The organism is Serratia aquatilis (genome assembly GCF_044865145.1).
In the GTDB taxonomy this organism is placed as follows: domain Bacteria; phylum Pseudomonadota; class Gammaproteobacteria; order Enterobacterales; family Enterobacteriaceae; genus Chania; species Chania aquatilis.
Genome location: NZ_CP173186.1, coordinates 273,836 through 300,216, shown reverse-complemented (window position 1 = coordinate 300,216; position 26,381 = coordinate 273,836). Strand labels below are relative to the sequence as shown.

At 53.8% G+C, this 26,381-nt stretch carries 25 protein-coding genes; 7 read left to right on the top strand and 18 right to left on the bottom strand.

Annotated elements, in window-relative coordinates; genetic code table 11:
• Window positions 1-9: 9 nt before the first annotated feature.
• From ugpQ to SAQUA_RS01280, 11 genes are all read right to left on the bottom strand, one after another.
• Complete coding sequence (ugpQ, locus tag SAQUA_RS01330) at window positions 10-747, bottom strand: glycerophosphodiester phosphodiesterase (protein WP_380673871.1); 738 nt, start codon at window positions 745-747, stop codon at window positions 10-12.
• Window positions 747-1,820 (bottom strand): sn-glycerol-3-phosphate import ATP-binding protein UgpC, encoded by a 1,074-nt coding sequence (locus SAQUA_RS01325; protein WP_380673703.1) that lies wholly within the window; start codon window positions 1,818-1,820, stop codon window positions 747-749. Before SAQUA_RS01325 ends, ugpQ begins: the two co-directional genes overlap by 1 nt.
• A 14-nt stretch (window positions 1,821-1,834) precedes the next feature.
• A complete protein-coding gene (gene ugpE, locus SAQUA_RS01320) occupies window positions 1,835-2,680 on the bottom strand; it encodes a sn-glycerol-3-phosphate ABC transporter permease UgpE (protein ID WP_380673704.1) in 846 nt (281 codons plus the stop codon).
• On the bottom strand, window positions 2,677-3,564 hold the full coding sequence (gene ugpA / locus SAQUA_RS01315; RefSeq protein WP_380673705.1) for a sn-glycerol-3-phosphate ABC transporter permease UgpA: 888 nt from the start codon (window positions 3,562-3,564) through the stop codon (window positions 2,677-2,679). Before ugpA ends, ugpE begins: the two co-directional genes overlap by 4 nt.
• Before the next feature lie 139 nt (window positions 3,565-3,703).
• Window positions 3,704-5,023 (bottom strand): sn-glycerol-3-phosphate ABC transporter substrate-binding protein UgpB, encoded by a 1,320-nt coding sequence (gene ugpB, locus SAQUA_RS01310; protein WP_380673706.1) that lies wholly within the window; start codon window positions 5,021-5,023, stop codon window positions 3,704-3,706.
• Window positions 5,024-5,213: 190 nt separating this feature from the next.
• Window positions 5,214-6,401 (bottom strand): PLP-dependent aminotransferase family protein, encoded by a 1,188-nt coding sequence (locus SAQUA_RS01305; protein WP_380673707.1) that lies wholly within the window; start codon window positions 6,399-6,401, stop codon window positions 5,214-5,216.
• Window positions 6,402-6,463: 62 nt separating this feature from the next.
• Window positions 6,464-7,165, bottom strand: a complete 702-nt coding sequence (livF, locus tag SAQUA_RS01300) for a high-affinity branched-chain amino acid ABC transporter ATP-binding protein LivF (RefSeq protein ID WP_380673708.1) — start codon at window positions 7,163-7,165, stop codon at window positions 6,464-6,466.
• 15 nt (window positions 7,166-7,180) lie between these two features.
• Window positions 7,181-7,948: a high-affinity branched-chain amino acid ABC transporter ATP-binding protein LivG gene (gene livG, locus SAQUA_RS01295; RefSeq protein ID WP_380673709.1), complete on the bottom strand. Its 768-nt coding sequence runs from the start codon at window positions 7,946-7,948 to the stop codon at window positions 7,181-7,183.
• The gene (locus SAQUA_RS01290; protein ID WP_380673710.1) at window positions 7,945-9,228 is read right to left on the bottom strand and encodes a high-affinity branched-chain amino acid ABC transporter permease LivM; all 1,284 of its coding nucleotides are present in this window, start codon (window positions 9,226-9,228) and stop codon (window positions 7,945-7,947) included. The genes livG and SAQUA_RS01290 overlap by 4 nt, the downstream gene beginning before the upstream one ends.
• Window positions 9,225-10,151: a high-affinity branched-chain amino acid ABC transporter permease LivH gene (gene livH, locus SAQUA_RS01285; protein WP_380673711.1), complete on the bottom strand. Its 927-nt coding sequence runs from the start codon at window positions 10,149-10,151 to the stop codon at window positions 9,225-9,227. The genes SAQUA_RS01290 and livH overlap by 4 nt, the downstream gene beginning before the upstream one ends.
• 316 nt (window positions 10,152-10,467) lie before the next feature.
• Complete coding sequence (locus SAQUA_RS01280) at window positions 10,468-11,583, bottom strand: branched-chain amino acid ABC transporter substrate-binding protein (protein WP_380673712.1); 1,116 nt, start codon at window positions 11,581-11,583, stop codon at window positions 10,468-10,470.
• A 463-nt stretch (window positions 11,584-12,046) separates the two neighbouring features.
• Here SAQUA_RS01280 and panM point away from each other — a divergent pair, with 463 nt between their 5' ends.
• From panM to SAQUA_RS01265, 3 genes are read left to right on the top strand one after another with little or no spacing between them, the layout of a single operon-like run.
• Window positions 12,047-12,439 carry an aspartate 1-decarboxylase autocleavage activator PanM gene (panM, locus tag SAQUA_RS01275; RefSeq protein ID WP_380673713.1) on the top strand — a complete coding sequence of 131 codons (393 nt, stop codon included), beginning with the start codon at window positions 12,047-12,049 and terminating at the stop codon, window positions 12,437-12,439.
• Complete coding sequence (locus tag SAQUA_RS01270; RefSeq protein WP_380673714.1) at window positions 12,436-13,647, top strand: DUF3142 domain-containing protein; 1,212 nt, start codon at window positions 12,436-12,438, stop codon at window positions 13,645-13,647. Before panM ends, SAQUA_RS01270 begins: the two co-directional genes overlap by 4 nt.
• A complete protein-coding gene (locus SAQUA_RS01265) occupies window positions 13,634-15,700 on the top strand; it encodes a hypothetical protein (RefSeq protein ID WP_380673715.1) in 2,067 nt (688 codons plus the stop codon). The genes SAQUA_RS01270 and SAQUA_RS01265 overlap by 14 nt, the downstream gene beginning before the upstream one ends.
• A gap of 65 nt (window positions 15,701-15,765) precedes the next feature.
• Here SAQUA_RS01265 and uraH read toward each other — a convergent pair whose 3' ends face one another.
• The 6 genes from uraH to ftsY all read right to left on the bottom strand — a co-directional run bounded on the left by uraH (window position 15,766) and on the right by ftsY (window position 21,708).
• Window positions 15,766-16,206 carry a hydroxyisourate hydrolase gene (gene uraH, locus SAQUA_RS01260; protein WP_380673716.1) on the bottom strand — a complete coding sequence of 147 codons (441 nt, stop codon included), beginning with the start codon at window positions 16,204-16,206 and terminating at the stop codon, window positions 15,766-15,768.
• A 30-nt stretch (window positions 16,207-16,236) separates the two neighbouring features.
• Window positions 16,237-17,061: an ankyrin repeat domain-containing protein gene (locus SAQUA_RS01255; RefSeq protein ID WP_380673717.1), complete on the bottom strand. Its 825-nt coding sequence runs from the start codon at window positions 17,059-17,061 to the stop codon at window positions 16,237-16,239.
• Window positions 17,062-17,529: 468 nt separating this feature from the next.
• Window positions 17,530-18,387: an RNA polymerase sigma factor RpoH gene (gene rpoH, locus SAQUA_RS01250; RefSeq protein ID WP_380673718.1), complete on the bottom strand. Its 858-nt coding sequence runs from the start codon at window positions 18,385-18,387 to the stop codon at window positions 17,530-17,532.
• A 303-nt stretch (window positions 18,388-18,690) separates the two neighbouring features.
• Window positions 18,691-19,644, bottom strand: coding sequence for a permease-like cell division protein FtsX (ftsX, locus tag SAQUA_RS01245; protein ID WP_380673719.1), 954 nt, complete (start codon window positions 19,642-19,644; stop codon window positions 18,691-18,693).
• Window positions 19,634-20,305 carry a cell division ATP-binding protein FtsE gene (gene ftsE, locus SAQUA_RS01240; protein WP_380673720.1) on the bottom strand — a complete coding sequence of 224 codons (672 nt, stop codon included), beginning with the start codon at window positions 20,303-20,305 and terminating at the stop codon, window positions 19,634-19,636. The genes ftsX and ftsE overlap by 11 nt, the downstream gene beginning before the upstream one ends.
• Window positions 20,306-20,310: 5 nt before the next feature.
• Entirely contained in the window at window positions 20,311-21,708 is a 1,398-nt protein-coding gene (gene ftsY / locus SAQUA_RS01235; RefSeq protein ID WP_380673721.1) for a signal recognition particle-docking protein FtsY, read from the bottom strand.
• 245 nt (window positions 21,709-21,953) lie between these two features.
• Here ftsY and rsmD point away from each other — a divergent pair, with 245 nt between their 5' ends.
• The 4 genes from rsmD to SAQUA_RS01215 all read left to right on the top strand — a co-directional run bounded on the left by rsmD (window position 21,954) and on the right by SAQUA_RS01215 (window position 26,083).
• Complete coding sequence (gene rsmD, locus SAQUA_RS01230) at window positions 21,954-22,577, top strand: 16S rRNA (guanine(966)-N(2))-methyltransferase (protein WP_380673722.1); 624 nt, start codon at window positions 21,954-21,956, stop codon at window positions 22,575-22,577.
• Window positions 22,567-22,839, top strand: coding sequence for a DUF1145 family protein (locus SAQUA_RS01225; RefSeq protein WP_380673723.1), 273 nt, complete (start codon window positions 22,567-22,569; stop codon window positions 22,837-22,839). The genes rsmD and SAQUA_RS01225 overlap by 11 nt, the downstream gene beginning before the upstream one ends.
• 151 nt (window positions 22,840-22,990) lie before the next feature.
• Entirely contained in the window at window positions 22,991-23,617 is a 627-nt protein-coding gene (locus tag SAQUA_RS01220) for a lysoplasmalogenase (RefSeq protein ID WP_380673724.1), read from the top strand.
• Between the two features lie 141 nt (window positions 23,618-23,758).
• The gene (locus SAQUA_RS01215) at window positions 23,759-26,083 is read left to right on the top strand and encodes a zinc/cadmium/mercury/lead-transporting ATPase (RefSeq protein ID WP_380673725.1); all 2,325 of its coding nucleotides are present in this window, start codon (window positions 23,759-23,761) and stop codon (window positions 26,081-26,083) included.
• Between the two features lie 38 nt (window positions 26,084-26,121).
• Here SAQUA_RS01215 and tusA read toward each other — a convergent pair whose 3' ends face one another.
• Window positions 26,122-26,373, bottom strand: coding sequence for a sulfurtransferase TusA (gene tusA, locus SAQUA_RS01210; RefSeq protein ID WP_380673726.1), 252 nt, complete (start codon window positions 26,371-26,373; stop codon window positions 26,122-26,124).
• Window positions 26,374-26,381 lie beyond the last annotated feature (8 nt).

Genomic DNA, 26,381 nt, shown 5'->3' with positions numbered 1-26,381 from the left:
GAGTGGTGATCAGAAATCCGCACCAATCAGATCGATACGATCGGTACAAATACTGTCGACCCCCCAGTTCAATAATAAACGTGCTCGCTCGGGGCTGTTGACGGTATACACCAGAATACGCAACCCAGCGCCTTTCAGCAGCGCAACGCGCTCTGCGGTCAGTGTATTGTGGTTAAGATGTATCGAAACGCAGCCGAGGCGTTCGGTTTGCTCACGCCAGTTATCATCCCATTCATCCAGCAACAAACCACGCGGCAGTTCCGGGACTGCTTGCTGCGCCGCCGCCAGTGCTTCCACGGAGAACGAGGAGAGTAACGGATCGGTTTGGCCTTCCCACAGCAAGCGTGCGGCCATCGCAACAACGCGGCCGGTTTCTTCATCGCTACCGGTAGTTGGCTTGATTTCAATATTCGCCATCATACCGTGCCGCTTGCAGCGTTCCGCGACCTCTGACAGCAGCGGCAAGCGCTCCCCTTTGAAGGCGGCGCTATACCAGTTGCCCGCATCCAACTGCACCAGCTTATCCCACGGCAGTTTGCCCGCTACTCCCCAACCATTGCTGGTGCGGTCGAGCGTGTCGTCGTGGAGCAGGAAGATTTGCCCGTCCTGCGTCAGTTTGGCATCAAACTCGATCATGGTGTGGCCGTGGCGCGCACCAACGTCGATTGCCGCCAGGGTATTCTCAGGAGCCAAAGAACCGCCGCCACGGTGGGCGACAATATGAGGGTAAGGCCAAGCTGTGGTCATCATTCCATCCGTATCCCGCTATGTGTATCAAAAAAGTGCAGCGCCTTGGCAGGCAGTTGCAAATATAACGTGCTGCCTACCGGCGGCAAGGTTTCGTGGGTCAGGCGCACAATCACTCCCATGCCGCCCCACTGGCCATGGGCCAAGTTATCGGCACCGAGCAGTTCCAACGTTTGCAGTTCCAGCGGAATGCCGCCTTGTTCACGCGAGCTCAGTTGAATATGCTCTGGGCGAATACCCAACGTCAACTCACGATCTCCCCACTGTGGGCGCGCTTCTGGCAAATGTAATACTACCCCTTCGGCAATCTGCAATTGGCTACCGTCGCCATTCAGCGTACCCGGCAGCAGGTTCATTGCCGGGGAACCGATAAAGCTGGCAACAAACAGCGAGGCCGGGCGGCGATAAACTTCACTCGGCGTGCCAATCTGCTCTGCTACGCCTTTATTCATCACAATCACCCGCTGTGCCAGCGTCATCGCTTCAACCTGATCGTGCGTCACATATAGGCTGGTGGTTTTCAAGCGGCGATGCAACTGCTGAAGTTCCAGGCGCATCTGCACACGCAGTTTTGCATCCAGGTTAGACAGCGGTTCATCAAACAGGAACACTGCCGGTTCACGTACAATCGCTCGCCCCATAGCTACCCGCTGCCGCTGCCCGCCGGAAAGCTCGCGCGGTCTGCGTTGCAGCAACGGTCCCAACTCCAGAATACGTGCCGCCTCCTCAACCCGCTGGCGGATATGCTGCTTGCCAAAGCCTCTAATTTTCAGGCCGTAGGCCATGTTGTCGTACACGCTCATATGCGGGTATAGCGCGTAGTTCTGGAACACCATGGCAATACCACGATCCTTCGGCTCCAGCTCGGTTACCCGCTCCGCATCGATGTAAATATCGCCACTGGTGGTACGTTCCAGCCCGGCCACCATTCGTAACAGCGTCGACTTGCCGCAGCCGGAAGGACCAACCATCACAATAAACTCGCCGTCAGCCACGTCGAGATCAAAAGGCTTAATCACCGATGTTTTACCGTCGTAGGATTTGGTGACTGCCTGTAGTTTTAAACCTGCCACTATGGGGTGCCCTCTTACTTCTCACTATCAACCAGGCCGCGCACAAACCAGCGCTGCATCAAAAGAACCACCGCCAAGGGCGGGATCAAAGTCAAAATCATCGCTGCCATTACCTGATTCCATTGGGTCGGAGCACCTGAAGTGGAAATCATGCTCCTGATACCCGCTACCGCAGTGCCCATCGAGGCATCGCTAGTGACCAGGAGCGGCCACAGATACTGGTTCCAACCGTAGATGAACGTGATCACAAACAGCGCCGCCAGATTGGTTTTTGACAGTGGTAACACAATGTCCCAAAAGAAACGCATCGGCCCGGCGCCATCGATGCGGGCCGCTTCCAGCAACTCGTCCGGTAGAGTCATAAAAAACTGGCGCAGCAGGAAGGTCGCCGTCGCCGAGGCCATCAGCGGCAACGTAAGGCCGGTATAGCTATCCAGCAGGTTGAGGTTGGAGATCACCTCAACCGTGGGGAAGATACGGACTTCTACCGGCAGCATCAGGGTGATGAAAATCAGCCAGAAGAACAGACTACGCAGCGGAAAGCGGAAATAGACAATCGCATAGGCAGAAAGCACCGAGACCACGATTTTGCCGGTGGTGATCGCCAGCGCCATGATCACACTGTTAAGTAATAGCTGCGAAAATGGCACATTGAGAATACCCACGCCGTCCTGCCAGATATGACGCACGTTATCCCACAGGTGGCCGCCGGGGATCAGTTGCATCGGGACTGCAAATATCTGCTTATCATCCAGCGTGGCCGCAATCACCGCCACATACAGCGGGAACAGTATTATCAGCACGCCAATAATCAGCATGGCATGGCTGAAGATGTCCAATCCACGTCGATTCTCAATCATTGGTAGCGCACCTTACGTTCAACAAAGCGGAACTGAATCACCGTCAGGCCAATCACCAGCAGCATCAGGATCACCGATTGCGCCGCAGAACTGGACAGATCCAGACCGGCAAAACCTTCACGGTAGATTTTGTAAATCAGTGTGGTGGTCGATTGCCCCGGTCCACCGGCAGTGGCGGCGTCAATCACCGGGAAGGTATCGAAGAAGGCGTATACCAGGTTGACCACCAGCAGGAAAAAGCTCACCGGCGTAATCAGCGGCAACACAATATTGAAGAAGCGCCGTACCGGCCCCGCACCGTCGATAGCCGCCGCTTCTACCAGCGAACGCGGAATGGATTGCAATGCCGCCAGGAAGAACAGGAAGTTATAGCTAATCTGCTGCCACACCGAGGCCAACACCACCAGAAACATTGCCTGACCGCTGTTTTGCGCGTGGTTCCAGTCATAACCGAAGCTGGCAAGCACATGGGTGATCAAACCCATACCAGGGCTGAACAGGAAAACCCACAACACCGCAGCGACGGCGGGAGCAACGGCATAAGGCAGGATCATCAACGTCTGGTAGAAGCGGCTGGCGCGCAGCACATAATCCACCAGCGCAGCAAAGAACAGCGAGACCAGCAGACCAATACCGGCTACCAGCAGACTGAACACCAGCGTGGTGTAAAAGGAGTCCAGATAGTACGGATCCTGAAACAGTTGGGTAAAGTTCTCCAGCCCGACAAACTCACTGGAAACTCCAAAGGGATCGATACGTTGTACCGAATACCAGAGCGCCTGACCGGCAGGCCACAGGAAGAATATTGCGGTTATCAGCAACTGTGGCAGCACCAACACATAGGGCAACCAACTGCAGCCAAAACCGGGACGATGTGATGACATTAAAGTTAACCGTTTCTAGAGGTGAGCGCAGAATAAAGCCCAGACCACGGCCCTCTCCGTAGGGGAGAGGGTGTAGATCGTTATCGTTTGACAGAGCACTGGCTAATCCCAAGATGGCAAGCGCAGTAATCAACCGGGATTATTTGGTGGAAGCCTCGAAACGGCGCAGTAACACATCACCACGTTGCACAGCGGTATCCATTGCCTGCTGTGGCGTTTTCTTTCCGGCCCATACGCTTTCGAACTCTTCATCCACCACGGTGCGGATCTGCGGCATATTCCCCAAACGTAAACCTTTGGTGAATGGCAATGGTGGCTTGTTCAGCATCTGACGCGTTGGGATGTCGGCACCGGGAAACTTTTCGTAGAATCCCTGCTGTTTGGTCAGTTCAAAAGCAGCTTTGGTGATCGGCAGGTAGCCGGTCTTCTGGTGCCATTCGGCAGCAATCTCCGGTTGCGCCAGGAATTGCATGAACTCCGCGATCCCTTTGTATGTGGCCGCATCTTTGCCTTTCATTACCCACAGGCTGGCACCACCGATAATGGCATTCTGCGGCGCATTCTTTTCATCGGCATCGTAAGGCATCATGCCTACGCCGAAGTCGAACTTGGCATACTTCCTGATGCTGGCCATTGAACCAGAAGAGGCGGTGATAATGCCGCAGTCACCACCGTAGAACTTCTCGGTAGGTTCGTCTTTACGTCCGTAGTAGGTAAAGTCACCTTTTACGTTCATGTCTTGCAGCAGTTGTACGTGCTTGACCTGTAGCGGTTTATTGAATTCCAACTTGGCGTTGGTGCCAGCAAAGCCGTTGTTTTCGCTGGCGAAAGGTACTGCATGCCAGGCGCTGAAGTTTTCCAGTTGGATCCAGCCTAACCAGCCGCTGGTGTAACCACACTTCATACCGGCTTCACGCAGTTTGGCGCTGTACGCCGCCAGCTCCTGCCAGGTTTTCGGCGGTTGCTCCGGGTTTAAACCGGCTTTTTTGAAGGCTTCTTTGTTGTAATACAACACCGGAGTGGAACTGTTGAATGGCTGAGAGATCAAGCGTCCGGTTTTATTATCTGAGTAGTAACCGGCAACCGCAGGGACAAAAATCGACTCATCAAATGCTATACCCGCCTCTTTAAACAGCTCATTAACTGGCTTGATGGCTTGGCTTGCCATCATGGTGGCAGTGCCCACTTCGTAAACCTGTAGGATCGCCGGAGCCTTACCAGAGCGATAGGCCGCAATCCCTGCCGCCAGACTTTGTTCATAATTGCCTTTGTAAACCGGAACGATCTTCACATCGCTGTGAGATTGGTTAAAGCGCTCAGCCAGAGAGTTTACTTCTTTGCCCAGTTCGCCTTCCATTGAATGCCAGAATGGGATTTCGGTCGCGGCTAATGCCTGGCCGCTGACAGCCAGCGCTAACGCCACACACAGCGCAGTATTTTTAATCGCTTGGGTAAGCATGACTAACTCCTGAAAAAATCTGGTAAAAGAACGCCTGAGCGAAAAGAAACAGTCTTTATTCGAGAGTTAAAATGCCATGCGCTGATGACAGAAAAACAACTTTCCAGTGACAAAATAATGACGGGGGAGTGAAGTGCGGATAACCACTAGATATCGGCGGCATGGAGTACTCCACGCCGCCGTAGAAAAATTACAGCGAGCGGCGCAGGCGAGCGACAGCCTCTTGCATCTGTTGTTCAGTGGCGGTGGCGAATGACAGGCGGAAAGTGGAACGGTCCGGCTTGTCGGAGAAGAAGTACTCTCCAGGCACGAACACCACACCTTGCTCCAGCGCCGCTTTCAACCATTCGGTGGCATCATACGGCTGACGGAAACGCGCCCACAGGAACATGCCGCCTTTGGGCATATCAAAGCTGATCACATCACCCAGCTCTTTTTCAACCAATCCGGCCAGGATCTCGCATTTCTGCTTATAGGCAGCGCGGATCTTCTCGATCTGCGCAGGCAGACGCCCTAGGCCCAAGTAGCATTCGGCAACGCTCTGCGACAATGAGCTGGCATGCAGATCCGCCGCCTGCTTGATGATCGCGACCTTATGCAACAGGAACGGTGGTAGGATCGCCCACCCCAAACGCAGGCCCGGTGCCAGGATTTTAGAGAAGGTGGAGGTGTAGATAATGTTCTCGGTGTGGCCCAACACCTGCTGCGAAACCTGATACAGCGTGGCATTGCGCTCTTCGGTGAAGCGCAGTTCGCCGTAGGGATCATCTTCAACAATCAGGAAATTGTGTTCGGCGGCCAGCTTCACCAACTGTTCACGGCGTGGCGCGCTCAGGGTCAAACCGCTCGGGTTGCCGAAGTTCGGCACCACGTACACCCCTTTGATTTTCTGGGTTTTCAGCAACTCGGCAAGTTCTTCAACCACCATGCCATCGCTGTCTGAAGAGACAGACATGATGTTGGCTTCTGCCAGCTCTAACGTCTGTAGCGCCGCCAGATAGGTTGGGCGTTCCACGACAAATACGTCACCTGGGTTAATCACCGCACGCATCACCAGATCCAGCGCCTGTTGAGACCCGGCGGTGACCAGAACGTTCTCCGGCTGCGCCTCAACGCCACGATCTGCACAAAGTGCGCAGATACGTTCGCGTAACAGGTGGCTGCCTTCGGTCAATCCGTACTGGAAGGCGCTTTTCGGCTGTTCGGTAATCGCCTGTTGGGTGGCAATATTCAATCCTTCGAAGTCAAACAGCGCATCAGAAGGAATACCGCCCGCCAGCGAAATGACGTTCTCCATCTTACTGTGCTTGAGCAATTCACGGATTGCCGAGCTTTTTACTTTTACGATGCGCTGCGCGAGTAATCCTTCTGTCTTCATTGCTTATTCTCGTAATCGTCAAAATACGGGTGCAGTCCAATCTGGTGCACCCCCATATATACTCAGCCGCCAAGATAGGCTGACCTCACTGCTTCGTTTGCTAACAATGCGGCCCCGGTATCTTCTAATACCACGCGGCCATTTTCCAGCACATAACCGCGATCTGCCAGTTTTAGTGCCTGATTGGCGTTTTGCTCCACCAGGAAAATGGTCATGCCTTCTTCACGCAGTTGTTGGATGATGTCGAAAATCTGCTGGATGATGATCGGGGCCAGCCCTAGCGAGGGCTCATCAAGCAATAGCAGCTTAGGCTGGCTCATCAGTGCGCGACCAATCGCCAGCATCTGTTGCTCACCACCGGACATAGTGCCGGAACGCTGATTACGGCGCTCAAGCAGGCGAGGAAACAGGCCGAATACCCGCTCAATGCGTTGTTGATATTGCTCGCGATTGGCAAAAAAGCCGCCCATCGCCAGATTCTCTTCCACCGTCATGCGCGAAAATACGCGCCGCCCTTCAGGCACAATCGCCACCGCTTCACGCATGATACGCGCAGTCTGCCACTGGGTGATGTCCTGATCCAGCAGGGTAATGGTGCCTTCGGAAGCACGCGGCTCGCCGCATAGCGTTCCTAATAGCGTGGTTTTACCCGCACCATTGGCACCGATCAGGGTGACGATCTCCCCCTGCTGAATGTTCAGGCTCACCTGATGCAGTGCCTGAATTTTGCCGTAATGAGCGGATACCTGATTAAATGACAACATATTATGATTTACCCACTATTCGCCCAGGTAGGCCCGGATCACATCCGGGTTATTACGGATTTCTGCCGGTACGCCTTGTGCCAACGGCGTTCCCTGATTCACCACGTAGATCCGATCGGAAATCCCCATCACCAGTTTCATATCATGCTCAATCAACAGCACGGAGACCTTGTGTTGGTTACGCAGCTCGATAATCAGATGGTCCAGCTCGTCGGTTTCTTTCGGGTTCAGGCCCGCGGCTGGCTCGTCGAGCATCAGTAATTCCGGGCGTGTTACCATGCAACGGGCTATCTCCAACCGCCGCTGTTGGCCATAGGCCAGGTTACCTGCAGTGCGGTTAGCCATTTCCAGCAGGCCAACACGCTCCAACCACACAGCCGCACGCTCCAGCGCATCCGCTTCGGCACGGCGAAACGCCGGAGTTTTCAGCAAACCGGCAAACACACCGCTTTTCAAATGTTGATGCTGCGCCACCAGCAGGTTTTCAATCACCGTCATTTCGCGGAACAGCCGCACGTGCTGGAAGGTTCGCACCACGCCCATTCGGGCAATACTCTGGCCGGAAAGCCCTTCCAAATGGCGATCGCGCAGTTTGATGCTGCCGCTGGTTGGGCGATAGAACCCGGTCAGGCAGTTGAATACCGTGGTTTTGCCCGCACCGTTTGGACCAATCAGCGAGACAATCTCGCCTTCGTTCAGTTGCAGGGCGACATTGTTTACCGCCAGCAAGCCACCGAAGCGCATGCAAAGCCCTTCTACCGCCAGTAAAGGTTGAGCACTCATGCCTTTTCCCCCTTCACGGCCTTAATATCCGCTACCTTCAGCTTCAACTGCGGGCGCTTCATCGGCAACAGCCCCTGTGGCCGCCAAATCATCATTAACACCATCAACGCACCCAGCAGCAACATGCTGTATTCATTCAAATCACGCATCAGTTCACGCGATACCACCAGCAGGACAGCCGCCAGGATCACCGCAAACTGCGACCCCATGCCACCCAGTACCACAATCGCCAACACAAAGGCTGATTCCACAAAGGTGAAAGACTCCGGGCTGACAAAGCCCTGACGCGCGGCAAACAGCGTCCCGGCGAACCCCGCAAAAGCGGCGCTAATGGTAAAGGCGGTCAGTTTGATTTTGGTCGGGCTGAGGCCCAATGAACGGCAAGCGATCTCATCTTCGCGCAGCGCTTCCCAGGCCCGGCCCAGTGGCATACGCAGCAGGCGGTTAATCACAAACAGCGTCAGTATTACCAGCAGCAGGGCCACCAGATAAAGGAAAACAATGCGGTCGCTGGGATCGTACTTCAGGCCAAAGAAGTTGTGGAAGGTATCCCAACCGCCATCACGGGCGCTGCGGCTAAACTCCAAGCCAAAGAGCGTCGGTTTCGGGATCTGACTGATACCGTTCGGCCCACCGGTGATTTCGGTGTTATTCAGCAACAGGATACGCACGATTTCACCGAAACCCAGCGTAACAATTGCCAGATAATCACCCCGCAGGCGTAATACAGGGAAACCAAGCAGGAAGCCAAAAATGGCGGTAACAATGCCCGCCAGCGGCAGACTTTCCCAGAACCCAAGACCGTAATAGTGGTTCAGCAGTGCGTAGGTGTAGGCACCAATCGCGTAAAAACCGCCGTACCCCAGCACCAGCAAGCCGGAAAGGCCGACCACAACGTTCAGCCCCAGCCCCAGCATGACGTAGATTAGCGTCAGAGTGGCAATATCCACCGAACCGCGCGACACCAGAAACGGCCACACTATCGCCGCAATGATCAGCGCTGCCGCCAGCAGCTTCTGGCGGGGAGTAGTGCCGTCAAAACTTGGCAACACCATCGTTGGACCGGAAATTTTCTTCAGCCCCTGTTGCATCAATGGCCGCAACAGTTGGAAGAAGAACACCACCACACAACCGATGCCAATCCACATCCAGCGAACTTCAGCGGCTCCGTGTACCACCAGTTTGGTGCCATCCAGACTCAGTTGCATCCCCATCAGGAAGGATGCCATGACAAACAGCACCAGCGTGGCAATGCAGGCGTTAAGCAGACCGAGTTTCATACTTTCTCAACCTCCGGACGCCCAAGGATACCGGTCGGCATCACCAGCAACACCACAATCAGCAGCGCAAAAGACACCACATCTTTATATTCGGTGCTCAGGTAAGCCGAAGTCAGCGCTTCTGCCACGCCCAGCACCAGGCCGCCAATCATCGCCCCTGGAATACTGCCAATGCCACCCAACACCGCTGCGGTAAAGGCTTTCATCCCAGCCATAAAACCGATGTAGGGGTTGATGACGCCGTAGAACTGGCCGAGAAGCACCCCAGCCACCGCCGCCATCACCGCACCGATCACGAAGGTGAGCGAAATCACCCGGTCGGTATTGATGCCCAGCAGGCTGGCCATTTTTAAATCTTCCGCACAGGCACGACAGGCTCTGCCCATACGCGAATAACGGATAAACATTGTCAGTGCCAGCATCGCCAGGAAAGTGACGATCCAAATGGTGAGCTGCATGGTGCTGACGGTTGCAGCAAAGCCGTTGCTCTCACCCAATACCCACTGGCCTGTGACCAGGCTCGGCAATGCCACGTCGCGTGAGCCTTGCGTCAGGCTGACGTAGTTTTGCAGGAATATCGACATCCCGATGGCGGAAATCAGCGCAATCAGGCGCTTGGAGCTGCGTACCGGTTTGTAGGCTACGCGTTCGATGCTCCAGCCATAGGCGCTGGCAATCACGATAGACACCAAAAAGGCGCAACCGATCAACAACCAGCCGACGTCGATCCCCATCATCATCAGTGCCGCGATAACGATAAATGAGACATAACTGCCGATCATATATACCTCGCCATGGGCGAAGTTGATCATGCCAATAATGCCGTAAACCATGGTGTAACCAATGGCAATCAATGCATAAGTGCTGCCCAACGTCACGCCGTTGAACATCTGCTGCAGAAAATAGAGAAACTGCTCTGACATACTCTAACCTTCTAAGGTGTTGTCGCGGCTGCAAGATAGCAGCCCAACAGCCTGCTGGAGAAGCAGGCAACCCATAGCCTTGCAGGTTTATACCCAAGTTACTTCAAGTTGCATGTAGGCGGCCACTGAACGAAGCCCCAGGAGCTTGGTAAACCAAGTGACTGGGGTGAGTGACAAATCTGCCAAGCAGATTTGAACGCTGCTTGCAGCGGCCCCGAAGGGGCGAGGCCCAGCATGGGCCGAGTAACGCAGCCAACACCCATGCAGCTTGAAGGGCGACGGGTATAGCCCACAAGACTATAGATATTATTATGGCTTACTTAATCGGCGTTGATGAACCATCGGCGTGCCATTCAAACACACCAAATTCGAAACCTTTCAGATCGCCTTTTTCATCCCAGCTTAACGGCCCCATGACCGTTTCCACCGGTTTGCCGGTTTTCAGATCTTTGACGATATCCGCAGGTTCCTGGCTGCCGCTACGTTCCATCCCGGTGACCAGCGACTGCAGTGCAGCGTAAGTGGTCCAAACGAACGGCCCGGTCGGATCCAGCTTCTTGGCTTTCAGCGCATCCACAATAGGTTGGTTGGCTGGGACCTGATCGTAACGTTTCGGCAGAGTCACCAACATGCCTTCAGAAGCGGCACCAGCAATGTTGGACAGTGAGGAGTTACCTACCCCTTCCGGCCCCATAAAACGGGTTGTCAGGCCAGCCTGCTTCGCCTGGCGCAGGATCTGCCCCATCTCTGGGTAGTAACCGCCGAAGTAGACGAAATCCACGTTCTCTTTCTTCAGACGCGCAACCAGCGTAGAGAAATCTTTGTCACCGGCGGTGACGCCTTCAAACATCACCACATCGGTACCCTGCTGTTTCAGGCTGTCGCGCACAGAACGCGCCAGGCCTTCGCCATACTGCTGCTTATCGTGTACCACGGCAATACGCTTCGGTTTAATCTCTTCGAGGATAAACTTGGCCGCCGTTGGCCCCTGATCGGAGTCCAGACCGGTAGTACGCTGGATCATCTTGTAACCACGGGTGGTCAGATCGGCGTTGGTTGCCGCCGGGGTAATCATGATCACACCCTCGTCTTCATAAATATCTGAAGCCGGTTGGGTTGAGGAAGAACACAAATGGCCGATCACATAACGGATACCGTCATTGATGACCTTGTTAGCCACCGCGACCGCCTGTTTCGGGTCACAGGCATCGTCATACTCTACAGCGACCAGCTTATCGCCGTTTACACCGCCTTTGGCGTTGATATCGGCAATCGCCTGACGTGCACCGATGAATTCCATATCACCATACTGGGCTACCGGGCCGGACATCGCGCCAACAACCGCCACCTTGATGTCTTTCGCCACGGCAGCATGGCTCATAGCCATCGCGATACAGCCAGCCAGCAGCACTTTACCCTTAGTTAATTTCATCCGCATAATCCCCATCTGTCGTTGTGAGTTTGACTGTTGTCTTTGCCGCTGCCAATCATTGTTCCCAGCCAATCGATATCAAGTGCGGCTGACAGCGCTGCGGCTTGAGAACGACAATAGACGGCTTTTATCTATAAGTAATAATGATTTAGACGAATTCGCGACAATATTTTCTAATAAGACTTTATTTTTCATGTTATTAAACAGGAATTTTCTTCTGTAAATCAACTGCCACAGTCAGAAACAAGCGGTGTAAACAGGATATAATTCGGATCACTTCGACGCTGTTTCTCACCTTAAACAGCGTGATGTGCTGGTTAACATTCCATTTACTAATTTTTTACTCGGAAAATGCCCACCGAAAAAAACATTTCGCAAAGTCAAAAGTACATAAAAACTTACACAACGCTGTGAGTAAGATCTATTACACTGTCGGCATCATTCATAGGTGCGGAAATCGGGTATGAAACTGACCATTGAGCGCTTAACCTCGTTATCCCCGCAAGATGTTATCGACCTGGGTAAAATCTGGCCGCATCAGCAGCCAGCACAGTGGCAAGTCTGGCTGGATAATGGCAAGGCACTGTTCGCCGCGCGGTTCAATGATCGGTTGCTGGGCGCGGTGAAAATTGATCTTCAGGGAGATTGCGCACACTTACACGATCTGATGGTGCGCGAGGTTACCCGCCGCCGTGGTGTGGGGCTGTACCTGGTACAGGATGCACAACGCCAATTGCCGCAAGTCCTGCACTGGCAGCTTTCTACCGCAGGCTTGGCGCCCCGCGAACGCGGTGAAGTCGAAAACTTTATGCGTGCCTGTGGCTTTCAGATGCAAGGCGATACCTGGCGAAAATGAAGCGTTGGGCGGCAATGGCTGGGGCGTTATTGCTCGCGCTGGCAGCCTGGGCTGCAGGCCACTACCAGGCTGTACACTCGCTGAAAACCTGGGATCAGCAAGTTTATCTCTGGCAAAGAGTCTGGACACCTGAACACGCCACCGCTCTGGCTGCCAGCCATGAGCTGTTTTCCACCCTGCGCGTACTCGGTTTGCAGGTACATCCGCGTGATGGCTTGCGCGAGGTCGCGGTTAACAGGGATTTACTGAGACAGGATGGCCGGCCATTATGGCTGGTAGTGCGCCTGGACGGGCAACTACAGCAACTAAATGTTACGGTGATCCACCAGCATCTGCTGCAACAGCTACAGCGCTGGCAAAGTGCGGGGTTGACGGTCATTGGTATAGAGATTGACCACGACGCCGCCACCGCCCGGCTAGCAGAGTATCAGCATTTCCTGCAGCAACTACGTCAGCAACTCCCCGCTTCGTTACAGCTTGGTATTACCGTGCTACCGACCTGGCTCACTTCGCCAGTATTACCCGATGTTTTGCAACAGGTCGACAGCTCAGTGTTGCAGGTTCATGCCGTACTATCCCCGGAACAAGGTCTGTTTGATGGGCAGTTGGCGTTGAGTTGGGTTCGCCAGTTCGCCCGTATCAGCCCCCGCCCTTTCCGCGTGGCCTTGCCTGCATATGGGATCGGCCTGATTGGGTTCGATGCACAAGGGGCGCAGGTAGAGAGTGAAGCCTCTTTACGCGTGGCGGGCCATACTGAAGAACTCACCGTCGCACCGCAGCAGATCGCCAGCTTCCTGCAGCAGCTTGCGTTGCTCAAGCCACGCCACCTGCGCGGTATTGTCTGGTTCCGTTTACCACTGGAAGGCGATCGCCGAGCCTGGTCAATGGCCACGCTGCGTGCCGTGATCCAGCAACAACCGCTGAGCACTCGCTGGCGGGTAGAATTTCTACCACAGCAAAACGGGCTGTATGATCTGAACATTCAGAATAGTGGACCGATTGATGCGCCGTTGCCTAGAGAGATCCGCATCCAGGCAACCGGCTGTCTGGCCGCCGACGCGGTAGGCAATTATCAGTTGGCAGGCGCATCGGAACCACTACGCTTTATCCGCATTCGCGGCGATCAGCTTCGGGCTGGGCAATCCCGCCCACTGGGTTGGTTGCACTGCCAAGAAATCACGCCAGGAGACACTCATGTCATACCCTGATACTCCCTTCATCCCCAGTGGGCATTATCGTTACCTTCCTTTAGCTGCAATCATTGCTGCGGTATTAATAACGCCAGTCAGCAGCTACGCTTGCGGACCTGACTTCCCCAACCGTTTGTTGATCGACCGTAACGGTACTTTGCTGTATATGCCGGAAGGCAACTTCGCGTTCGAGGCAAGCCGTCTGGTGCCGGTGGACAAACAGTTACCGCAGTGGAAAGAACCGCCGCCGGAGATACCGGCAAAGCCGATGCCGCTCTCGCCGGAGCAACAGACCATCAACCAAATGCGAGCCGCCCGTACGGTGGAGGAAGCCGACGCGGTCAATACGCAAGGGATGCCGCATGCTGCCCATCTGTATACGCTGGGCGCGGTAGCCTTTGCCGGACAAGATCCCCGCACCGAAGCCTATTTCCAGCAGGTTCTGGCACTGCCAGTCGCCGAACAGGGCGATTGGGGCCTACGGGCACAATACTCGATTGGCCGCCTGTTAATGGGCGATTATGGCACGCCTGAAAATGAATCAGACTCGCCCAGAACGGTGATAAAACGCCCGGAAAAAGCGCAGCTCGATCGGGCAATGGCGGCATTCCAACAGGTGATCGACCAGGTGAAAAGTGGCACTGCCGATCCCGATCAACTGGCGCTGAGCAGTCTGGGCCAGCAGGCACGTATTCATTTGTGGCAAGGGGAGATTGCGCCCGCTGTCCGGCTCTATGCCCAGCAGGCTGCCCAAGGGGATACTGATGGCGGGCTTTCGTTGCAATACGTCGCCAGCTATTTGATCAACCCGAATCATTTGTCCGTGTTAAAACAGGCGATTAGCGATCCGCTGGTACAGCAGTTAGTCACTATCGAACTGTTCGCCCGCAGCAGCAACCTGCAAATGGCCGACTCTGAAAGCGTAAGAGCAAATGCCAAACAGACTGTCGCCCAGATCCTGACGTTGTTGAATGAGTCGGCACACAGCGGTTTTCCTGGCAGCGACCGGCTCGCGGCACTGGCCTACCGTTCCGGGCAATATGCCATGGCAGCCAGCCTGCTGAAAAATGCCGGTAATAGCGGCCTGGCATGGTGGCTGCGCGCCAAAATGGCGCTGCGTGATGGCGATGTGAAAACCGCTACAGCAGCCTATGCCAAAGCCGCAGCCGCTTTCCCTTCTGATGAAAGCTGGGGGGAACAGCGCAACGACGACTTCGCGGCGGAAATGATCGTTCCTGACTGCCGAGTTTCTGGGGAACGTGCCATTCTGGCGCTTAACAGGGGAGATTATCTGCAAGCCATGGATCTTATGTTCCGTGGTAAAGAGATTTACTGGGCAGACGTGGCGGATATTGCCGAACGGGTGCTGACCGTTGATGAATTAAAAGGCTTTGTGGATAAACACGCACCACCACCGGCAACACCGCTGAAACCGGTCAATCCTGACGAGTACAACGGCCAACCAATCAGCCCGGAAGTCCAACTGCGCGAGTTACTGGCCCGGAGGATGATGCGTGCAGGACGTTATCAGGAAGCACTTAACTACTTCGCCATACCCAATTACAGCCAGGCAGCGCAGCTGTTTGCCGAACACCTGAAAACCGCACAGGATAAATCGGCGGACAAGACTGCCCGCGCTCAGGCCTATTATCAGGCAGCAGTTCTGTTACGCTCACAGGGGCTGGAACTCACCGGTTACGAAATGACGCCGGATTACGCTATCTATGGCGCGAGTTACTCCTATTTGGGGGATGCATTCAAGACTAAGGATCTGCAGCACAAAAGCTGGATCGGCCCAGCGGAAACGGTGCGAGCAGCCAAAAACCTGCCCGAAGGGGATAATCGCTTCCTGCACTATCGCTGGCAAGCCGTTGACCTGGCGCTGAAGGCCGCCGATCTTTTGCCGCCGAAGAGCCAGCCCTATGCCGCCGTACTCTGTAATGCTGCAGGTTGGGTAATCGCGCGTGATGCCAAGACGGGTCGGGCGCTGTATCAACGCTATATCAAGCACGGCACGCAATACGACTGGGCTGCCCACTTTGGCTACGACTGCCCTGCTCCGGTATTCTAGGCGGTGCCCGTATGAAGCAAAGAACCGGGCATTGCGCTCCGGTTCTTTGTGCTTATAGGCTGAGATCAACTACCACGGTAGGTCGAGTAACCAAAGTTACTCAGCGTAATCGGCACATGGAAGTGGCTACTGCCATCAAGTTGAAAAACAACCTCGATAAACGGATAGAAACTCTGTTGCTGCTGGTTTTTGAAATAAGGCTGAGTCAGAAATTTGAGTTTATAAATACCCGCATTGTCCTTGCCTGCCTGCTTTTCAAGGAACGTTTTGATTCGGCCATCTTTATCCGTCGTTCCTTTACCCACCACTTGCCAGTTTTCCTGTTTTCCCGCCGCGTCCAGTCGATAAAGTTCAACATCCACATTGGCAGCAGGACGCCCTTGAGAGATATCAAGAATATGCGTACTGAGTTGATACTGTACTTCTGCAGCCTGCAGCGGTGCGGTACACAGGAAACTGCCAACAATCATGGCGGCCAGCCACCACACTCTTTTAATCATAGTCATATCGTTATCCTTTAAATTAAGATTTAGCCATTAGCAGGAGGTTTTTTTAGTCCGATGGTTAACCGCTCCCGAATCTATCAATAATTTGATCATGTCTTGGTGACCACGCTGGCAAGCATAAGTCAATGCGCTCTGGTCTAGTTGAGTGCTTACCAGATTAAGATCTGCCCCCAGACTAATCAGGTATTTAACAACATCGATTCGGTTATTACTGGCGGCGATCATTACCAGCGATTCCCGCTCGTTATCTAAACTCTGATCGTTAACATCAATTTTGTCTTTAACCAGAGGGTAGAGATATTTTACCACCTCGACATTTTTCCCTAGCACCGCTGATTTGAATGCACTTTTCACATCGGCACGATCGGTAGCAAATAAATCCGCGCCTTGTTTGACCAGATATTCCACAATATCCTGATAACCGATGAACGCCGCCCAACCGAGTGCTGTCTGGCCATACATTGTTTCATCTTTGGCTTCCAGGTTTTGCCCGGCAGCGACCATTTTTTTTACTTCAGCAAGATTGCCTTTTTTCACCGCATCAAACCAAGCAGCATCAGGACCAACGGAGGGGATATAAAAGACGCGGTGAGGCAGTTTTTTGGCATCAGCAATATCACGCATTTCCGCATAGTTGAGACGATAATCTGCCAGTGCGGGCGGATTTTCTGCATTTACCTGTGGGATTGTCACGTCTTTAGCAAAAGCACTAACGGATAGTGTGGCAATAAGACCGATAATATACGCCGATCTCCTAATGAGCATTTGCAACTCCTTTTTTAACATTACCAGAAGTAGCAATACTATTTTTAAAGTAAAATAAGGAAAGCGAATATTACTGATAGTATCCTTCAAATATACTCGCCATAGATTAATTAACGATGCGTTAGCTGTTGCCAATTACCCAAAGCACTTACCATTAGGTATATACCCTAAATAATTCGAGTTGCATGACAAAAACGCAATGCGTTTTTGAACAGCGCTTGCGCTGGCCCCGCAGGGGCGAGGCCCAATTTTGGGCTGAGTAACGCGGCAACGCAGTAAGTGACTGGGACGAGCGAGGAGAGCTAACGCATAGGCAACTTGAAGTATGACGAGTATAAACCTTTAAGGTTAACGCTGATATTTTATATGCGCAGAATAAATGCGGGGCACCCTCTCTTCAGCAAGAATTTTAAGCTTAAAAGCGAAGTGAAGTTTAAGAAGTACTACATAATAAAACGCCCCCGACCATTATTAATGGCCGGGGGCGATTAAGAGATTGAAAAACCGCAGCCCTACTGAGCCCACGAGTCACATCGGGCTTTTCGATTGGCAAACTGGTTACGCTTCGATCGCCATTTTCAGTTTTTTCATTGCGTTCTTTTCAAGCTGACGCACACGCTCAGCGGAAACACCGTACTGATCGGCCAGTTCCTGCAACGTGGATTTGTTGTCATCGTCCAGCCAACGGGCGCGAATGATATGCTGGCTACGCTCGTCCAGACCTTCCATCGCAAGGGCCAGTTTGTCTGCTGCGCTGCTTTCCCAGTTATCTTCTTCGATCCCTTCGGCGAAGTCGGAACTTTTGTCCTGCAGATACAGCATCGGGGCCATGGCATGGCCGTCACGCCCTTCATCTTCCGGCGTTGGATCGAAGGTCATATCCTGCGCCGCCATGCGGGATTCCATCTCACGCACGTCTTTACTGGTTACCCCCAGCTCGCGCGCTACCAGTTCAACTTCATCCTGATTGAACCAGCCCAGACGTTGCTTGGTTTTACGCAGGTTGAAGAACAGCTTGCGCTGTGCTTTGGTGGTTGCGACCTTGACGATACGCCAGTTACGCAACACGTACTCGTGAATTTCTGCCTTGATCCAATGCACTGCAAAGGAGACCAGACGCACACCAACCTCTGGGTTAAAGCGGCGAACTGCCTTCATCAGGCCGATATTACCTTCCTGGATCAGATCTGCTTGTGGCAGGCCATATCCTGAATAATTACGGGCAATATGAGCGACAAAGCGCAGGTGAGACAGGATGAGCTGTTTAGCTGCTTCCAGATCGCCCTGATAATGCAGCCGTTCAGCCAGTTCCCGTTCTTCCTCAGCAGTCAGCATTGGATAGGCGTTGGCTGCCCGCAGGTAGGCTTCCAGGCTGCCCTGTGGGACTAAGGCTAAAGTTTGCATTTCTTTAGTCATTCAAACCCTCTCTTGATAAAACAGGTCATGCAGGTGATTTCACGGCGGGGAGCTTACTGGCCTTACGACAATTGATGTAGCAAAAACGGTTCCACTCGCCGAGCACCCGAACATTTTGCTGCAGTTTTGGACCGTAATCTACCCTAAAAGTTCACTATTTTTCGAACACAACGTCCCTGACAATACGCCACGAAAATTAAGGTCGATAGGGAATTTGTGCGCTTAATCAGAAACCGGATATTTGAGGCTCTTCTCCTGTGGTTTGGGAGAACACAGCAGGAGAAGAGTATACCAAATAAATCATTATTGTGGTGTAAATCGGCGTAAATGTTGCACCGTGGCAAGCCAGGCGGCTATCCAGCCGATCATGGCTGAGATCAGTAACAGCAGCAGAGCTTCATCCCAACCCAGGCCGTGCAGGGTAAAAGTGGTACCGAACACTTTCGCCACGCCAGTGACCACGGACTCCAGCTTCCACACCAACGCCCCTGACAGAAACAGCGAGAACAGAGCCCCAAAGAAGCCAAGCATCGCACCACCGTTCAAGAACGGGCGCAAGATAAAACCATCGGTGGCCCCGATCAACTTCATGACGTTAATAGTGTCGCGGCGGCTGAAGATGCTCAAGCGAACGCTGTTACCAATCACCAGGAATACCGCCACAATCATCAGTATGCCGATCATCAAAGCCACCTGCCCCACCAGCCCGGTGAGAGCAGCAAGACGGGCGAACCAACTGTCATCCATGCGCACGTCATCCACGCCCTGCACCGCGGCTACGCGGTCTCGCAGCGTGTTCAGCGTTTCGGAACTTTGGAAACTCATTTTCGGAGTGATGATCGCCACGGCGGGCAACGGATTTTCCTCCAGCATGTCCAGCGCACCACCAAAACCAGACCAGTTGCGGAACTCCCCTCGCGCTTCTTCCCGTGAGAGATAGTTCACCTTCTCCACGCCCGCTTCCACCTTAATGGCATCCAGCACTTTGACTGCGGCGTCATCATCGAGGGATTTATCCAGATAAACCGTCAGTTGAGGCGTTGGATACCATTGAGTGGCCGCAGTACTGACGTTCTTCCATACGATGTAGCAAACGCTTGGCAGCGTGAGAGAAATGGCGATGACCATCACGGTCAACAACGTTGCCAACGGTTGGCGCAGCATGTCGGCAATGGCATTCATCCAGGCATAGCGCCACTGTTCGCGCCATCCGCCACGCAAGGCTTTGCTCTTGGCCGTTTTAGCATTATCCGCCATGGTGTGCGCCTCCTGTCATACGGCCCTGGCTCAGCGTCAGGATTGGGTAATTGCGGCGGGCGATCAGCCCAGTGTCGTGGGTTGCCATCAATACCGTCACCCCAACACGGTTAAATTCTTCAAACAACCGCAAGATCCCTTCTGATAATGCATCGTCGAGGTTACCGGTCGGCTCATCAGCCAATAGTACCGACGGTTTATTCACTACTGCACGGGCAATACCCACACGCTGCTGCTCACCACCGGAAAGCTGTATCGGAAAGTTTTTTGCCTTATCCAGCAGACCCACCTTGTCCAGCGCAGCCGATACGCGGCGGCGGATATCTTCGGTACTGGCTCCGGCAATAATCAGCGGCATCGCTACGTTGTCATACACGGTGCGATCTAACAGTAGGTGGTGATCCTGAAAGATCATGCCGATCTGACGACGCAGAAATGGGACTTCACGGCTTTTCAGCCGGCTAATGTCATGCCCGCTAAACCAGATATGGCCAGCGCTTGGCCGTTCAATGCCACAAATCAGTTTCAGCAGGGTACTTTTCCCCGCACCGGAATGGCCGGTAAGAAACGCCATCTCTGCCGGGCGCAGATGAAAATCTACCCCCTGCAGTGCCTGCCGTCCGCCCAGATAAGCTTTACTGACCTGTTCAAAGCGAATCATCCGTATTAATCCTCTCGGGCAAAAAGTGCCTCAATAAAATCTTCAGCCTTAAACGGCCGCAAATCATCGATGCCTTCACCAACGCCAATGTAACGAATCGGGATATTGAACTGATCGGCGATGGAGAAGATCACCCCACCTTTGGCAGTACCGTCCAGTTTAGTCAGCGTAATACCGGTTAAGCCTACGGTTTCATTAAATAGCTTCGCCTGGCTGACCGCATTTTGTCCGGTGCTGGCATCGAGAGTCAGCATAACCTCATGTGGGGCCTGCTCGTCCAGTTTTTTCATGACGCGCACGATTTTCTTCAATTCTTCCATCAGGTGCGCCTTGTTCTGCAGACGGCCAGCGGTGTCGGCAATCAGCACATCGACATTCCGTGCCTTGGCTGCTTGAACGGCGTCGAAGATCACCGAAGCGGAATCGGCCCCTGTATGCTGAGCTATCACCGGAATACGGTTACGTTCGCCCCATACCTGCAACTGCTCAACCGCGGCAGCCCGGAAGGTATCCCCAGCTGCCAACATGACCGACTTACCCTCGGCCTGGAATTGACGAGCCAGTTTACCGATGGTAGTGGTTTTGCCCACACCGTTAACACCCACCATCAGGATCACGAAAGGCGTTTTGCCACCGACATCCAGCGGCTGATCCACTTTGGACAGGATTTCTGACATCTCTTCTTTCAGCTTGCCATACAGCGCTTCCGCATCTTTCAACTGCTTACGGCTGGCATGCTGAGTAAGAGAATCGATGATTTTACGCGTAGTTTCTACACCAACGTCGGCGATCAGTAGCTGTTCTTCCAACTCATCGAACAGATCGTCGTCAATCTTCTTGCCACGGAACAAACCGAGGAAGCCAGAACCCAGATTCTGTTTGGTTTTCAGCAGGCTGCGCTTGAGACGGGCGAAAAAGCCTTCCTTGGTTGGCCGCTCCTGCTCTTGCGTGACAGCCGGGGCCTGCAACTCAGGTTCTTCAAGCGCTGCTTCAACGACGGGTTCAACGATAGGTTCAATAACCTCAACCGGTTCAATAATCTCCGGTTCAGGCTCGGTAATGGCAGGCGGTTCCTCCAGCACAACCTCAAGCTGTTGCGCAATGGCGGGCTCGTCTACTTCAGGTAACGGCTCTTCCTGTGGAACAGGATGTGTGGTTGGCGCAGGAATACTTTCAGCAATCGGTTCACCGCTCTGGCTGGCGTCCCACTCCCCTGGGATAGTAGAGTCTGCGGCCAGTTCAGATCCCTGGGCAGGGAGTTTGTCATCCAATTGTGGAACGTCGGGTGTCTCGGCGACCTGATGCTCCGCCTGCTCAATGGGCGACTCATCTTGCCGCTGTTCTTCTTCCTTCTGACCAAAACCCAGCCAGGAGAAAAAACCACGTTTTTTATCTTTTGCCATGTTCTGACCTTACTCCGTACCTATGGCTTGCAAATGCGAAAAAATTAATCCGCCGAGTCTATCACTTTCCCTTGCGCAGCAACACGCGTCCGCGAGGTAATCAAGCAACACAGTTTGGCTGCGCCCTGACTGCACGCTGCATCGTCCAGGCTATTACCCACCTGCGCTCTGGCTGCAACTTACGTGCGATTCGGTATAGAATAGCGATAACTTTTCGTTAACTTCGAAACTCATTAAGATTTTCTATGGCAAAAATACCATCACGCGGTACGCTCAAAAAACCACACTCGGCTTCTAGTGGGCAAATTCGCATCATTGGCGGCCAGTGGCGTGGACGTAAACTTCCCGTTCCTGATAGCGAAGGATTGCGGCCCACTACCGATCGCGTGCGTGAAACACTTTTCAATTGGTTGGCTCCGGTGATCCGTGGCGCTCGTTGCCTGGATTGTTTTGCTGGCAGCGGTGCGTTGGGGTTAGAAGCATTATCACGCTATGCCGCAAGCGCCACTTTGTTGGAGTATGAACGCCCGGTCGCGCAGCAGTTGGCGAAGAATCTGGCAGTGTTGCAGGGTAATGGCAGCGTTATCCATACCAATGCCTTAACCTGGCTGGCGAACAAAGGACAACCGTTCGATGTGGTGTTTCTCGATCCCCCTTTCCGCAAAGGGTTACTGGGTGAAGCCGTGACGCTACTTGAGCAACATGGCTGGCTGGCGGATGAAGCCTGGATTTACGTTGAGGCCGAGGCCGAGAGTGCCGCTACGGATGTTCCCGCGAGCTGGACACTGCATCGCGAAAAAGTCGCAGGCCAAGTGGCTTACCGTCTTTATACCCGTACCCTGGAAGAGAAAACCGAACATGCTGATTAATCTGGGCCGTTTACTAATGTTATGCGTATGGGCCTTTCTGCTCACCAACCTGTTTCATCCTTTCCCGAAGCCGTTAAAGTATTTTATCGATGTCGCCCTGTTCTTTATGGTGGTGATGCACGGGCTGCAACTGGTATTACTGAAATCCACGCAGCCCAAAGATCAGCCACTTGGCCGATTGCAGGAAGCAAAAATCTTTATTTTTGGCGTTTTCGAGCTGTTGGCGTGGCAAAAGAAACAACCACCACTCAAGAAGAAATAGCCCTTACGGCTTTTTTGCCGTTAATAACGATGAGAGGACCGCTATAGCATTCAAAAGAAAGCATTGTCGAACCTATGTACACTGCCTAAACTGATGATGTAACAACCTGGAGCCGGTTACTCCGCCTCCCATAATGAATAAGGAAAACAAAATGAGTTGGCCGTTCCTTGCCGTATTTTTTTCTGGTTGGTTGTTCGTCGATGCCTCTTATCGTGGCCCCCGCTGGCAACGCTGGGTTTTTAAACCCGTAACCTTATTACTGATGCTATTAATGGCCTGGCAGGCACCGGTACTGGGTGCGGCAGGCTATCTGATCGTTTTTGGTCTGTTGGCAACGTTAATCGGGGACGCGTTGTTACTGCTGCCACGTGAACGGGTGTTATACGCCATCGGGGCATTTTTCCTCTCGCACCTGCTATACACCCTGAGCTTTGCCAGTCAGATGACTTTCAGCCTGTTCTGGCCTTTGCCGTTGACCCTGTTAGTGATTGGTGCACTGCTGCTGGCAACCATCTGGAGCCGATTGGAAGAGATGCGCTGGCCTATCGCCACGCTGGTGGCCATGACATTGCTGATGGTATGGCTGGCTGGAGAACACTATTTCCTGCGCAGCACTGACTTTGGCTTTTCTCTGCTGGCAGGGGCCTCGTTGCTGTTACTGGCCAATATTGTCTGGTTGCTTAATCGCTACCGTTTCAGCTTCCGTGCCGCAGACGCCATAGTGGCTTTCTGCTATTTCACCGGGCATTTCCTGATCGTACGCTCGCTCTATCTGTAAGCCTTGAGGGTTCGGGCAACCGGACCCCAAAACCCTCCTCCCCCCAATTAGCAATAATTCTCATACGGCGCTTGACTCTGGAGTCAGCTCCAAGGTGTAGAGTCAATAAACTGAACACCGTAGTTTGCCTGAGGGGGCATTATGCATACTCATAAAGAACATAATCATCAAGGATATAGCCATCAAGAAAGGGGTTGTGGCTGCACCCACGATCACGCCAAAACCCAACATGGCTGCGGCAGCGAAAAAAGCACAACTGTCGCAGGCCATAGCCATTCCCACGAACTGGACCATGAACACGGTGCCAGTTGTTGCAGCAGTGACGGCCATGAAGAGCCTGATGAGGAAAGCGACAGACTCGCTGCCGCCTCCCCTTCCGGCAGCCAAAGGTTCAGTTGGCAAGTAACGGGAATGGATTGCCCCAGTTGTGCCAAAAAAATTGAAAATGCTGTGACATCAATTCCCGGAGTCGATAGCGCACGTGTACTTTTTGCCACCGAGAAACTGGTGGTAGATGCTCAACTCGATGTCAGTACCCGTGTACAGGATGCGGTAAAACAGGCTGGTTTTACCCTGCTGAGTGCGGCACCGGCAGCAAAGAACGATAAACCAAAAACTTCCCATCTGCGCGAGTTCGGTCCTTTACTGTTGCTCTCCGTGCTGATGGCGATCAGTTGGGCCCTCGACTCTTTCAACCCGCAGTACGGCCAGATTGCCTTCATCGCGACGACGCTGGTAGGCCTGGCACCGGTTGCCAGCAAAGCGCTGCGACTGATGCGTTCAGGTACACCGTTTGCCATAGAAACGCTGATGTGCGTTGCCGCTATCGGCGCGCTGTTTATTGGTGCTACCGCCGAAGCGGCCATGGTGCTGCTGCTGTTCATGGTAGGGGAATTACTGGAATCCTACGCGGCCAATCGCGCTCGCCGTGGAGTGAAAGCGTTAATGGCTCTGGTGCCGGAGGATGCCTTGTTGATCCACAATGGCGAACGCAAACGCGTTTCGGTCGCCAACCTGCGCCCAGGCGATGTGATAGAAATCGCTCCGGGTGGCCGCTTGCCTGCAGATGCCCAGTTGCTAAGCCCGTTCGCCAGCTTTGACGAAAGTGCGTTAACCGGTGAATCTGTGCCTGTGGAGCGTCACCTGGGTGAGAAGGTCGCCGCTGGCAGTTTGTCTGTCGATCAGGCGGTGCAGATGAAGGTGACTTCCGAACCTGGCAAGAGCGCTATCGACCGTATTCTGCAGTTGATTGAAGAGGCTGAAGAACGCAGAGCGCCGATTGAACGCTTCCTCGATCGCTTCAGCAGTTATTACACACCGGCGATCATGCTGTTGGCTATCGCAGTGATCCTGGTGCCTCCGCTGTTCTTCGCAGAACCTTGGGAAATGTGGATCTACCGTGGTCTGACACTGTTGCTGATCGGTTGCCCATGCGCGTTAGTCATCTCTACGCCAGCCGCCATTACTTCCGGGCTTGCTGCAGCAACACGTCGTGGAGCACTGATCAAGGGTGGTGCAGCGTTGGAGCAACTGGGGCAAGTACGGACTATCGCATTCGACAAAACCGGTACGCTAACCAAGGGCAAACCCACAGTTACCGACGTGCTGCCGACCGATGGCCTCAGCGAGCAACAATTACTTGCCGTGGCCGCCGCGGTTGAGGCGGGTTCACACCACCCGCTGGCACAGGCGATTGTCAATCGTGCGGCAGAAAACGGCGCCGAGTTGCCACTGGCTGCTGACCGCCGTGCACTGGCAGGGATCGGCGTAGAGGGCGTGGTAGCTGGTAAAACCATCCTGATCAGCGCGCCGAGCAAGCTAGTAGAAAATCAGTTAAGTAGCGCATGGTCCGCCCGTGTAGAGCACTTGGAAACAGCGGGTAAAACCGTGGTTGTGGTGCTGGAAGAGGGGCTCCCTATTGGGCTGCTCGCCCTGCGCGATACGTTACGCGACGATGCTGTGCAGGCGATTGTCGAATTGGCCGAGCTGGGGGTTCGTGGCGTGATGCTCACAGGTGATAACCCACGCGCAGCGGCAGCCATTGCCAATGAACTAGGGATCGACTACCGCGCTGGATTGATGCCGGAAGATAAAGTGAAGGCAGTCACTGCGCTGAGCAAACAGCAGCCAACGGCAATGATCGGCGATGGAATCAATGATGCCCCAGCCATGAAAGCGGCGAGCATCGGCATTGCTATGGGCAGCGGTACAGATGTCGCGCTGGAAACGGCTGATGCCGCCCTAACGCACAATCGTCTACTGGGGATCGCTGAGATGATCCGCATCTCACGCGCCACGCACGCCAATATCCGCCAGAATATTACCATTGCGCTAGGGCTGAAGGGGATATTCCTGATCACGACCCTGCTGGGTATGACCGGCCTGTGGCTGGCCGTGCTGGCGGACTCTGGCGCGACAGCGTTAGTCACCGCCAACGCGTTGCGGTTACTCAGAAAACGCCGCTAATCGTGGTTGACTCTGTCAGGCCCACCACCGTGTGGGCCTTACTCCACCAGCCCCTTGCGCAGCAGATAGCGGTAGGGTGCCTTCTCGGTCTCCTGCGCCACCAACGTATGTTCCATAAAGCGGCAAAAGCCGGGAATATCGCGCGTTGTGGCCGGGTCGTCGGCAATGATCAACAACGTTTTACCGTTATCCATATGGCGCACGGTCTTACGTACCATCATTACCGGTTCTGGACAGCGGAGCCCCATTGCGTCAAGCGTTTGGTCTGCCTGGGCAAAAATATCAGTCATGCATCTCT